This is a genomic window from Paenibacillus glucanolyticus NBRC 15330 (assembly GCF_004000885.1).
GTDB classification, from domain to species: Bacteria; Bacillota; Bacilli; order Paenibacillales; family Paenibacillaceae; genus Paenibacillus_AQ; species Paenibacillus_AQ glucanolyticus.
In genome coordinates, this window is sequence record NZ_BIMC01000035.1 from 18,803 (window position 1) to 31,110 (window position 12,308).

Here is a 12,308-nt window from a genome sequence, read left to right on the forward strand (position 1 = left end):
CGTTGGGATGAGCGACCGTGATGACGAGACAAGAGAAGGGATTGTGGGCGACCGTCATTGTCTTGACAGCATGCGTAATAGGTATGGGCGGCTTGATGCTGTTTTCGGGGATTTTTTCGAAGGAGGCTTCGCCACCATTGAAAGATGGATCCCTGGCAGTCGCATCCATACAGGACAGGGCGATCACTGAAGACGAATGGGTTGACGAGCTAAAAAAGCGTTATGGCCGCGACATGCTGATGACCATGCTGAATCGGCAAGCGGTAGCTCTGGAGGCCAAGGCGAAGGGCATTGATATTACGACGGCGGAAGTAGATGCGGAGATCGACGTGATGAGCCGCAGCTACGGTTCAAAGGAACGGTTCTTATCGGAAATGGAAGACCAGTTAGGGATTACCGAAGCAGAATTAAGGACGGAAACGACCTATCGGCTGCTGCTTGAAAAAATCGCGACCTCTGATGTTCATATCGAACCGCAGCAGATTGATGCTTATCTGGATTTGTACCCTGATCAATTTCGCCCCAAGAAACAACTGAATTTGTCTATGATTGAAGTGGCTTCGGAGGATGAGGCGAACCAGGCCATGGACCGGCTGGAGAACGGTGAAGATTTTGCTGCTCTCGCGTCTGAGATATCCTTGGATGAATACACCCGTGAGGAGGGCGGACAGATAGGGCTGATCGAAGAGGATGATCCTTTTCTGCCGCCCGCACTGCTTGATGCAGCTTTAGAGCTTGAACCAGGGGATATTGCGGGACCTATCTCACTCACAGACACCTATGCGATCGTTTATCTGCACGATATTATTGAGCCTAAGGCTCCCAGCGAGGACAAGATTCGCGAAGCGGTTCGTAAGCAGCTAGCGCTGGAACAGTCGATATCCTTATCGGAACTGGAGCGGCAGCTTCGGGAGAAGTATGAGGCACGAATCAGCGCGGGCACAGTCACGCTGTAGATCAAAATGAGGAAAAGCTCGCTGTAGCGGAGTAAATCTGCTGCAGGAGCTTTTTTTCACTTAAGTTAGCCTTATTCGTCAAAGCAAGCACACAGCGGCATTTCAGATTCCGCAATGGTAAGGGACACGCCCTCTTCTCGTTCAAGAGACGCAGGAAAATCCGCCTAGAAATGTTGAATTTCGAGCAATGGGATATTGACAATGGCTTATAACGTTGATAAGATGAAAGAACGAAAACCTACCTTTTTACTCGGATATTAGGAAAGCCGAAATAATCGAAAGTTTCAGATTATGCTGGTTCCACTATCTTTTTAACACATCCCAGACACTACAAATTCAATGATTCGACATTAGAATGAATAACATCATTATGTATTGACTATGTTTGTACATTTTATATTTATGAGGAGGGCTTTATTCATGGCAAAAGTCGTCAATAATGTGACAGAATTAATCGGTGGAACTCCACTTGTCCGTTTAAACCGGATTGTACCCGAGGATAGCGCAGAGATTTATCTGAAGCTGGAATACCAGAACCCGGGAGCAAGCGTTAAAGACCGCATTGCAATCAGCATTGTGGAAGAGGCAGAGAAAGACGGCCGCTTGAAACCAGGTGATACTATAATTGAAGCAACAAGTGGAAATACGGGTATCGGATTGGCGATGGTGGCTGCTGCCAAAGGCTACAAAGCAGTTATCGTTATGCCTGAAACCATGAGCTTGGAGCGCCGCAACCTGCTGCGTGCCTACGGAGCGGAATTGGTCCTGACGCCAGGATCGGAAGGTATGAACGGCGCGGTTAAGAAGGCAGAAGAAATTCAGAAAGAAAATGCCGGATTTTTTATGGCTGAGCAATTCAAGAACCAAGCCAATGTGAAGATACACCGTGAGACGACAGGTCCTGAAATCGTGGAAGCCATCGAGTCCATCGGAGGTTCCCTGGATGCGTTCATCGCTGGTATCGGAACAGGCGGAACGATCACAGGAGCAGGTGAAGTGCTGAAAGGCCAGTTCCCTGACATCAAAATCATTGCGGTAGAGCCCGCTGCTTCACCGATCCTTGCCGGAGGCAAACCAGGTCCTCACAAGATTCAAGGCATCGGAGCAAACTTTATTCCTGAAATCCTGAATCAAGAAATCTACGATGAGATCGTGCACGTAGAGAATGATGATGCCTTTGAAACATCCCGTCGTGTGGCGAAGGAAGAAGGCGTTCTTGGCGGTATTTCTTCCGGTGCTGCTGTATATGCTGCATTGAAGGTGGCTAAAGAGCTGGGTAAAGGCAAACGGGTGGTAGCTGTGATTCCAAGTAACGGGGAACGTTACCTGAGCACGCCTCTCTATAACTTCGAATAAGACGACTTTAAGATAGAACTGCGAATTTTCCCGTTCCGTTAGGGTCTGGACATACGTAGTTATAAGGAAGCCTTCAATGTGTTTTATAGCATTGGGGGCTTTTTGTGTATACTACTCTCAAAGAGAACGCTTTAATGGAATCCAGGCTCATCCATGGACAAAAATTATTGTGGGACATGCCCTATTTAGGGTTTTCAAGAGAAGCGGGATACAGTATACTGACAGGCAACAGTAAGGCTTTTGAAGACTAAGGGAGGATCGGCATGGAGAGAAGAGTGAAGCTGGCCCAGTGGCAAGAATGGGCTAAAGAGGGCTGGTCCGTAGTTCCCTATCTGGTTCAATATAAAGGAACATCAAGAGGGTTGCCCTTGTCCTGGAGACATGCATGGAAAGCGGCGTCGCCGTATGCCTTCGTGCTGGAGAGCGGCAAGGGCGGACGCTATACGTATCTTGGATTGCAGCCGGTTTCCATTCTCCAGGGAAAAGGAAGCAGCGGCGAGGTCATAGAGCTGTCCAGCGGTAAAAGAACGAACGTAACAGGAGAGCCGCTGCATCTCCTGGAGCAGTGGATGGGAGCCTGGAAGGCCCCCCGTGTGCCGGGATGGCCCGATTTTCGTGGAGGCTGCGCCGGTTTCCTGAGCTATGATGTGGTCCGCTCGATTGAACAGCTCCCCACGATGGCCAAGGATGAGCCGGGCTTTCCGGATTACCTGTGGATGCGCATGGAAGAGATTTGGATATATGATCACGCCGATGATAGCATGTACTGCTCGGTTCACGTTCCGCTGCCATGGGCAAACAAATCAGCAGCCCTGGACATTCAGTCAGAAGAGCCGGTGTCAGTGTCGGGTGATCCTTCAGGCACGTCTGATGACTCGGTACTTGCGCCCGAGCAAGAGAAACTATTGGGCCAGTTATATGAAACTGCCGCTATTAGAGCTGAATCCATGCTGTCCCAGTGGAACGAGATGTTTGGAACAAATTCAGGAATCGGTGTTATGTCCGAAGATGAGCATGTGCGGCAGGAACGGCAGGCAAAAGCACAGGAGCTGTCCGGGCCCAACGTTGAGATCTGGGATCGGCTGCAGATTGATTTTTCACAAGAAGCATTCCAGCAAGCGGTGTTATCCATTCAAGAATACATCCGCCAAGGCGATGTGTTTCAGGTGAATTTATCCTTAAGGCGGCATTTGCAACTGCATGCGGACCCTGCTGATATTTATGAATGGCTGCGTATATTGAATCCGTCGCCTTACATGGGGTATTTGTCCTCACCTGGCTTTAGTCTGGCGAGCGGCTCACCGGAGCTGCTGGTGAAGCTTGATGGCGATGTTGTGTCTGCGCGGCCGATCGCAGGAACCCGCCGCCGCGGAAGCAACCCGGATGAGGACGCTGCTATGGAAGCTGAGCTTCTTGGCAGTGAGAAGGAACGGGCGGAGCATATCATGCTGGTTGATCTGGAGCGGAATGACATTGGACGGATTGCGGCATACGGATCGGTTCATGTTCCTGAGCTGATGACGGTGGAGAGATACTCCCACGTGATGCACTTGGTGTCACAGGTGGAGGGTCAAATTGCAGAGGGAAACAATGCATATGATGTCATCGCGGCAACATTCCCTGGCGGCACTATAACAGGCGCTCCCAAAATCAGGACCATGGAAATCATTGAAGAACTGGAGCCTGTTACCCGGGGGCCTTATACCGGCTCTATGGGCTGGATCGATTATAATGGGGATATGGAGCTAAACATTATTATCCGGACCCTTGCGGTACAGGATGGGATTGGCTACATTCAGACGGGAGCGGGCATCGTGATTGATTCCGATCCTTATCGAGAGTACAGGGAGTGCCATAACAAGGCAAAGGCTTTGATTGCGGCACTGATGTGCAGTGAAGAAGAAGCTGCAGCGGTGGCTGCGAATATAGGGGGGAAATAACATGATACTTGTCATCGATAACTATGATTCGTTTACGTATAACCTGGTTCAATACTTGGGAGAGCTCGGAGAGGAAGTCAAGGTATACCGGAATGATGAGATTGATATTGCCGGGATCGAGGCATTGGCACCGGATCATATTCTCATATCGCCTGGACCGGCCACACCGAATGAGGCGGGTATCAGCCTGGAGATTATTGAACACTTCAAGGGTGTCATTCCAATCTTCGGTGTTTGCCTCGGTCATCAGGCGATAGGCCAAGCTTTTGGTGGCAAAGTGATTCGCGCGGAGCGGCTGATGCACGGGAAAACCTCGCCCATTCACCATACAGGCGATTCGGTCTTTGAAGGTCTGCCGGTTCCTTTCACTGCAACGCGTTATCACTCGCTGATCGTGGAGAAGGAGAGCCTGCCGGATGATCTTGAGGTTACCGCCTGGACCGAAGAGGGCGAGATCATGGGCTTGCGCCATAAACAATATCCGGTTGAAGGTGTGCAATTCCATCCGGAATCGATTATTACCGATCACGGTCATCAGATGCTGCGCAACTTTTTGAAGCGCACGGCTGGCGCCAAGGCATGAGATTCATTGGCTTGAACGGCGGCATCGTGGATGCTGCCGGGGCTGTGGTGTCTGTAATGGATCACGGTCTTCTGTACGGAATGGGCGTATTCGAGACGTTTCGCACCTATCAGGGGAAGCCATTTCAATTAGAGCGGCACTTGGACCGACTTATGGATAGCTGCCGACAGCTTGGGATAGTCCACATGACAGACCATGACGGGATGAGTCGCTGGATATCGGAGCTGATGGAGGCTAATGGCCTTCAGGATGCTTATATCCGGTATACGGTTACGGCGGGCGAGGGTCTGCTGGGTCTGCCTCTCGGTGATTATGTGAAGCCCTTCGAGATCCTGTTTGCTAAAGAGCTGCCGGTCACGAAGGAAGATGTATACGAAAAAGGCAGAGTGATGCGCCTGCTGTCTCTTCCAAGGAATACACCGGAATCCCCTGTCCGGATGAAATCCCTGCATTATATGAACAATATACTCGCAAAGCGGGAATTGGAGGGGTATCCTGCCCATCCCGGCGGACCGGCAGAAGGCTTGATGCTAACCGCAGGAGGGGATGTGGCTGAGGGTATTGTCAGCAACGTCTTTTTTGTCAAAGAGGGGCATTTATATACGCCAGATATCAGTACGGGCATTTTACCGGGGATTACCCGGGCCGTTGTCCTGGAACTGGCTGCCGAGCTTGGAATCGAAGCCGAAGAAGGGCACTACAGCTGGGAAGTATTCAGCGGAGCGGATGAAATATTTACGACAGGCTCTGTTCAGGAAATCGTACCGGTCACGACACTGGTTGGATCGGGAGATCAGTCTATCGTCATTGGACAAGGTGCGGCCGGTCCAGTAACCCGGGCATTGCAGAGTGCGTATAGAAGGAAAGCAGGGTATTATGTATGAGAACAACCATTTACGAACGTGAATATCGTCTGAGCAAAGATGCTGCGCTTAAGCTGGGCCAGTCCACGCTCATTATGGGCATATTGAATGTAACGCCGGATTCGTTCTCGGACGGAGGCCGTTATAACGATACGGAGCGAGCGGTCGAGCACGCGCTGCAGCTTGTCGAAGAGGGAGCCGACATCATCGATATCGGCGGGGAATCAACACGTCCGGGACACGAGCCGGTCGGGATTCAAGAAGAGCTCGCCCGTGTTATTCCAGTTATAGAGGCTATTCACCGGCATGCTCCGCATATCCCATTGTCGATTGACACCTATAAAGCCGAGGTTGCCCGTCAGACTATTGAAGCGGGAGCCCATATCATCAATGATATTTGGGGTTTTAAACATGACCCCGATATGTCGAGAACTGCAGCGGAGCTGGGGTGTCCCGTTATTCTGATGCATAATCGTCTTGATCGGAACTATGTCAATCTTATAGAGGACGTAAAACGGGATTTGCTGGAAAGTGTCGAGATTGCACGATCTGCTGGCGTTAAAGAAAGTCAAATCCTGCTTGATCCGGGTATCGGCTTTGCCAAGGACTATGACGAGAACATGAAGGTAATGGCATCCCTCGATGAGCTTGTAAGTCTCGGATTTCCGGTGCTGCTGGCAACCTCCCGCAAAAGGTTTATCCAGACTGCGCTTGGTGCCCCTGCGCAGGATGTACTGGAAGGCACAGCGGCAACGGTGGCCTATGGTATTGCGCAGGGCTGCCAGATCGTTCGGGTGCATGACGTGAAACATATGAAACGTACAGCGAAGATGTGTGATGCTATGACTTACGCTTCGACGGAGCTTCGACGCATTTAATTTTTGGGGATACGGAAGGACGGAATCTGAGATGGATAAGATGATACTGAGCCGCATGGAATACTACGGATATCACGGAGTGTTTGAGGAAGAGCGCAAGCTGGGACAGCGCTTCTATGTGGATCTTGAGCTGGAGATGGATTTGAGTAAAGCCGCGAAAACGGATGATCTGACGCTGACGGTAAATTATGCCGAGATTCATGACCTCTTGCTGGACATTATGCGGACAGAATCATTCCGCCTGATCGAAGCTTTAGCGGAGCATATTGCATCTAAGGTATTGGACACTTATACTATTATCGATGCTTTAACGGTCCGATTGACGAAGCCGCACCCGCCTTTTGATATTCATTTTGAAGGTGTGACCATTGAGCTGCACCGGACCAGAAAGTGAGACGATCATGAATTCACACGCTACCTCTGAGAACTCAGAGGCTTATATTGCTTTAGGGGCTAATCTGGGAGACCGCGAGGGCAACCTGATGGAGGCTCTGGAACGGTTGGATGAAGTGCCCGGTATTACGGTAGAGCGCATTTCCAACATGTATGAGACCGATCCGGTCGGGTATGTTGATCAACCGATGTTTCTCAATATGGCGGCAGCCCTGTCAACCTCGCGGAGTCCTCATGAGCTTCTTGCCGAAATGCAGCGGATTGAGAAAGAGCTTGGCAGGGTCCGTCATATACACTGGGGACCACGGACGGTGGACCTGGACCTGCTATGGATGGAAGGACGCCGTTTGGATACGCCGGACCTTATTCTTCCCCATCCCCGTATGCAGGAGCGGGCCTTTGTTCTCAGACCGCTTTCCGATATCGTGTTTGAGCATGAACCTTCGGGTCTGTACCCCGTGGTGAAGACAGCGCTTGAGAACCTGGAAGGAAAGGAAGGAATACAGCTTTGGAAAACAAGCAATTGGCGCAGCGTATCCGCGCTTTCCGAAAATTGAAGGGTTTGACCCAGCAAGAGCTTGCAGAGCGAACCGGTATTTCTTTGGCTGTATTGGGTTCAATTGAGCGGGGGAACCGCCGTGCCGAGGAGCAGATGCTGGTGCAGATTGCGGATGCGCTGGAGATTACACTGCAGGAACTTAAGGAGCGCAGCTAGATAGACTGCATAACGACGCGAGGGCAGGTTTATTTTTCAGAAACCCCGGTATTAATATAGGAGAGATCTTTTTGGGTAGCTATCTGCCTGAAAATATGCAAATTTTTCGACTGGACTGCCCGACGATTAATGCGTATGATGGTTTGGTTTGAGACTAAGGATCCTGCCTGGCGGGGTATACAGGATCCTTCCACTATAAATATTTGAATAGGAGAGGAGTGATATAAGAAATGGATAAATTGAAAATCGCTAACATCGAGATGAAGAACCAGGTTGTTCTTGCTCCTATGGCAGGCGTATGCAACCCGGCCTTCCGATTGATTGCCAAGGAATTCGGCACAGGGCTGGTCTGTGCTGAGATGGTCAGCGGTAAAGCGATCGTTCACGGGAACAAGCGCACCCAGGAGATGCTGTTCGTGGACGAGCGGGAGAAGCCGCTGAGCCTTCAGATTTTTGGCGGTGACCGTGATTCCCTGGTGGAAGCGGCCAAAGTCGTGGATCAGCAGACTAACGCCGATATCATCGATATCAACATGGGCTGTCCTGCACCGAAAGTAACGAAGATGGATGCTGGCGCACGCTGGCTTCTGGATTCCAACAAAATCTATGAGATGGTTGCAGCAGTCGTTGATGCAGTGAACAAGCCGGTAACGGTCAAGATGCGAACGGGTTGGGATAGCGATCACATATATGCTGTCGAAAATGCACAAGCTGTCGAACGTGCAGGGGGACAGGCGGTGAGTGTTCATGGACGTACGCGTGAGCAGCTGTACACCGGGCATGCCGATTGGGATATCATCCGGCAAGTGAAGGAAGCCGTCTCTATTCCGGTGATCGGTAACGGCGATGTGGTTACGCCAGAGGATGCACGCCGGATGCTGGACATTACGGGCTGCGACGGAGTCATGATCGGCCGTGGTGCGCTCGGGAATCCTTGGATGCTGTATCGCACCATAGAATACCTGAAATCGGGCCAGCTGCTGCCGGATCCGGCTCCGCAGGAGAAAATCAGGATAGCTATCCTGCATATGGACCGCTTGATTGCCCTGCGTGGGGAAGAGGTCGCGGTACGGGAAATGCGCAAGCATCTGTCCTGGTATCTGAAAGGGCTGAAGGGTTCAGCCCGCATTAAAGATATCATTATGGAAGAAACGAAGCGCGATGAAATGGTGAGCCTCTTGGACAACTTTGTGAACAGTTTGGAGCACCAAGAAGAATCGACGAAAAGTGTATACCCTCAAGCCGCAGCGGCAATGGGGTAACCTTGCTTGCAGGCTGTTAATGGTGCGTGTATGCGACATCCGTAACAGCCTTTGCGCGCATTGACTTTTTGAAATGGTTCCCATATAATCTTTCAGTATAAATTCAAGAAATTGAGCAGGCATCAGAGGGAGTTCTGATCCCCAAGAATTCGCATATAGTAAGTTGATATCGTGGTTTAAATTATTTACATGACAGGAGAATCGGTTTATGAGCGATAAAGAGGTCATTCTTACACAGGACGGTCTGAAGAAACTGGAGGACGAACTTGAGAATCTGAAGTCTGTAAAACGCCGCGAAGTGGCGGAACGGATTAAAGTTGCCATCGGTTACGGTGATATTAGTGAAAACTCCGAATATGAAGACGCCAAGAACGAGCAAGCCTTTATCGAAGGCCGGATTATTACGCTGGAGAAGATGCTCCGTAATGCGCGTATCATCAACAATGATGATATCAATACCGATATAATCGGTGTGGGCAACACGGTGCTTGTTGAGGATTTGGAATTTGGCGACACGATGGAATATACCATTGTTGGTTCGGCTGAATCGGATCCGCTGAATAACAAGATCTCCAACGAGAGTCCTGTCGGCAAAGCGATCATTGGCAAGCAAAAAGGATCGGTAGTGGATGTTAACGTTCCTGCGGGCGTTATTCAATATAAAATTGTAGACATTAAGAAGTAAGTCGGAATGTGATGCAGAAAGCTTCCTTCGGGGGGCTTTTTTAAATAGGCAAGGTCGTGTGAAGGGCTTAAATGGTTGCTGGCAGTCTGATTGGGCTGCCCATACGTTTAAGTCCTTGGCGAATGTATGCAAGTAATTTGAGAGCTGTCCGGATGGTATGTAGGTGACGGCTTTTGTGCTGCTCTATGGGGATTCACGATGGAAGTGAAATGAAGGAGATGAATGACGATGACGGAAGAAATAAACAATCAGGAACAAGAGCAGGAGTTAAGTGAGCTTTTGCAAATCCGCCGCAACAAACTGGACGAGCTTCGCAAGCTGGGTATCGATCCGTTTGGTGGGAAGTATGAAAGAGAAAATCACGCAGGTGATATTCTAAAAGAGTATGACGGACTCTCCAAGGAAGAGCTGGAACAGAAGCAGGTGGAAGTGAACCTGGCTGGCCGGATTATGGCTAAACGCGGCATGGGCAAGGCTTCTTTTGCTCATATTCAGGACCTGAGTGGTCGCGTTCAGATTTATGTTCGTCAGGATTCCGTTGCAGAAGCACAATATGAAGCATTCAGCATCCTTGATCTTGGTGACATCATCGGAGTGAAGGGGGTCTTGTTCAAGACCAAAACCGGTGAGACAACCGTGAAAGTGAAGGAGCTGGAGGTTCTTTCGAAATCGCTGTATCCGCTCCCTGAGAAATTCCATGGCCTGAAGGACGTGGAACTTCGTTACCGTCAGCGTTATGTCGATCTTATCATCAATCCGGATGTTCAAAAGACGTTCATTACACGTTCCCGTATTATCCAGTCGATGCGCCGTTATCTGGATTCCCTGGGCTATCTTGAAGTGGAAACCCCAACTTTGCATTCGATCGCTGGCGGGGCTGCGGCACGCCCGTTCATTACGCATCACAATGCATTGGACATGGAGCTGTATATGCGAATCGCGATTGAGCTTCACCTGAAGCGTCTGATCGTGGGCGGCTTGGAGAAAGTGTACGAGATTGGCCGTGTATACCGTAATGAAGGCATCTCTACTCGTCACAATCCGGAGTTCACGATGATCGAGCTCTATGAAGCATATGCGGACTATAAGGATATTATGGCACTGACCGAAAACTTGATAGCCCATATTGCACAAGAAGTGCTCGGTACACAAGTGATTTCCTACCAAGGCCATGAAGTGGACCTGACTCCGCAGTGGCGCCGTGTATCCATGGTGGACGCTGTCAAAGAGATTGTGGGCGTAGACTTTGGTGTTGAAATGTCCAATGAGGAAGCTCATCGTCTAGCAAAAGAACATAAGGTTCCGGTTGAGCCACATATGACATTCGGGCATATCCTGAACGCATTCTTTGAGCAGTTCGTTGAAGAAACGCTGATTCAGCCGACCTTCGTGACCGGCCATCCGGTTGAGATTTCACCGCTTGCGAAGAAGAATGACGTGGATCCACGGTTCACGGATCGTTTTGAGCTGTTTATCGTGGCGCGTGAGCATGCGAACGCATTCTCTGAGCTCAATGATCCGATTGACCAGCGTCAACGTTTTGAAGCACAGATGAAGGAAAAAGAGCAAGGCAACGATGAAGCACATGAAATGGATGAAGATTTCTTGCGTGCGCTGGAGTATGGTATGCCGCCAACAGGCGGACTTGGTATCGGGATCGATCGCTTGATCATGCTGCTTACCAATGCCCCATCCATTCGCGATGTCTTGCTGTTCCCACACATGCGCAATAAAGAATAGAAGTGGCTTTGTTTTCATAAGTAGTACAAAAGGCAGCTGACTATAGTTATCTATAGTGGGCTGTTTTTTTATTTCACGAGGGTATCTTGTTTAGGGAACAAAGCTGTGTTAAATTTATTTAATACGATTGTATTAAATAAGGGGATGGCCAAATGATTGGTTTTTTTATAGTTGCCTGTGAAGTTTTGTTCTGGATATTTGTTCTTTCCGGGTTGAGTGCACGATATCTGTTGGGATGGAGAAGAACGGGAGGAATCCTGCTGTTGTGTACACCTATTATTGATCTACTATTAATTACTGTTACCATTATGGATCTGCGAGGTGGAACAGAGGCCGGATTTGTGCATGGGTTGGCGGCAGTGTATATCGGGGTTACGATTGCGTTTGGCCATCGAATGATTCAATGGGCAGACGTGCGGTTTGCGCACAGATTCGCGGGGGGTGAGAAGCCCGTACCAGCACCGAAATATGGGGCGGCCCGTGCGAAGCGCGAACGTCAGGGTTGGTATCGTCATGCTTTGGCATGGGTAATCGGAGTGATGTTGCTTGGAACTATGATCCTGATCGTGGGGGAACCCGACCGAACGGAGCAACTGATGGCAATGGCACTGCGCTGGGGATTGATTCTCGGAATTGATTTTATCTATAGTTTCAGTTATACCCTATGGCATAAGAAGCAGACGGATAGTTAGCTAAAATAGAAAGTATATAATGTAATACTTTACCTATAATAAAATTAGAATAAAAGGGTTGCATATTGCTGTCGCCCATGGTATATTATATTTCCGGCCAAGAAATACAGCCGAAACAAAAGCTTGAGAGAAACAAGCCAAATGAATTTGAAAAATAAATTCAAAAAAAGCTTGCAACGATCGAGCGGATGTGGTAAGATATAAAAGTTGCTAAAGAGATAAATTGTTGGCGACAAGCAAGAAAG

13 protein-coding genes are annotated in these 12,308 nt (G+C 49.6%); all 13 read left to right on the forward strand.

The window, feature by feature from the left end; all coding sequences use genetic code 11:
• Positions 1–20: 20 nt before the first annotated feature.
• The 13 genes from PGL02S_RS27400 (at position 21) to PGL02S_RS27460 (ending at position 12,063) form a co-directional block, all read left to right on the forward strand.
• Entirely contained in the window at positions 21–956 is a 936-nt protein-coding gene (locus PGL02S_RS27400) for a peptidylprolyl isomerase (protein WP_036640955.1), read from the forward strand.
• A 420-nt stretch (positions 957–1,376) separates the two neighbouring features.
• Positions 1,377–2,312: a cysteine synthase A gene (gene cysK / locus PGL02S_RS27405; protein WP_036640953.1), complete on the forward strand. Its 936-nt coding sequence runs from the start codon at positions 1,377–1,379 to the stop codon at positions 2,310–2,312.
• Between the two features lie 263 nt (positions 2,313–2,575).
• Entirely contained in the window at positions 2,576–4,252 is a 1,677-nt protein-coding gene (locus tag PGL02S_RS27410; RefSeq protein WP_036640952.1) for an anthranilate synthase component I family protein, read from the forward strand.
• A gap of 1 nt (position 4,253) precedes the next feature.
• Positions 4,254–4,835 (forward strand): aminodeoxychorismate/anthranilate synthase component II, encoded by a 582-nt coding sequence (gene pabA, locus PGL02S_RS27415; protein WP_006207451.1) that lies wholly within the window; start codon positions 4,254–4,256, stop codon positions 4,833–4,835.
• Positions 4,832–5,719 (forward strand): aminotransferase class IV, encoded by an 888-nt coding sequence (locus PGL02S_RS27420; protein ID WP_036640951.1) that lies wholly within the window; start codon positions 4,832–4,834, stop codon positions 5,717–5,719. Before pabA ends, PGL02S_RS27420 begins: the two co-directional genes overlap by 4 nt.
• A complete protein-coding gene (gene folP / locus PGL02S_RS27425) occupies positions 5,716–6,576 on the forward strand; it encodes a dihydropteroate synthase (RefSeq protein ID WP_036640948.1) in 861 nt (286 codons plus the stop codon). The genes PGL02S_RS27420 and folP overlap by 4 nt, the downstream gene beginning before the upstream one ends.
• 31 nt (positions 6,577–6,607) lie before the next feature.
• Positions 6,608–6,970 (forward strand): dihydroneopterin aldolase, encoded by a 363-nt coding sequence (gene folB / locus PGL02S_RS27430; protein ID WP_006207454.1) that lies wholly within the window; start codon positions 6,608–6,610, stop codon positions 6,968–6,970.
• Positions 6,971–6,977: 7 nt separating this feature from the next.
• Positions 6,978–7,526 (forward strand): 2-amino-4-hydroxy-6-hydroxymethyldihydropteridine diphosphokinase, encoded by a 549-nt coding sequence (folK, locus tag PGL02S_RS27435; protein ID WP_036640947.1) that lies wholly within the window; start codon positions 6,978–6,980, stop codon positions 7,524–7,526.
• The gene (locus tag PGL02S_RS27440; RefSeq protein ID WP_040680117.1) at positions 7,478–7,684 is read left to right on the forward strand and encodes a helix-turn-helix domain-containing protein; all 207 of its coding nucleotides are present in this window, start codon (positions 7,478–7,480) and stop codon (positions 7,682–7,684) included. Before folK ends, PGL02S_RS27440 begins: the two co-directional genes overlap by 49 nt.
• A 230-nt stretch (positions 7,685–7,914) precedes the next feature.
• Positions 7,915–8,946 carry a tRNA dihydrouridine synthase DusB gene (gene dusB / locus PGL02S_RS27445; RefSeq protein WP_036640946.1) on the forward strand — a complete coding sequence of 344 codons (1,032 nt, stop codon included), beginning with the start codon at positions 7,915–7,917 and terminating at the stop codon, positions 8,944–8,946.
• A 208-nt stretch (positions 8,947–9,154) separates the two neighbouring features.
• Positions 9,155–9,631, forward strand: coding sequence for a transcription elongation factor GreA (gene greA, locus PGL02S_RS27450; protein WP_006207458.1), 477 nt, complete (start codon positions 9,155–9,157; stop codon positions 9,629–9,631).
• A 228-nt stretch (positions 9,632–9,859) separates the two neighbouring features.
• Entirely contained in the window at positions 9,860–11,371 is a 1,512-nt protein-coding gene (gene lysS, locus PGL02S_RS27455; RefSeq protein ID WP_036640945.1) for a lysine--tRNA ligase, read from the forward strand.
• A 152-nt stretch (positions 11,372–11,523) separates the two neighbouring features.
• Complete coding sequence (locus PGL02S_RS27460; RefSeq protein ID WP_036640944.1) at positions 11,524–12,063, forward strand: hypothetical protein; 540 nt, start codon at positions 11,524–11,526, stop codon at positions 12,061–12,063.
• The last annotated feature ends 245 nt before the right edge of the window (positions 12,064–12,308 follow it).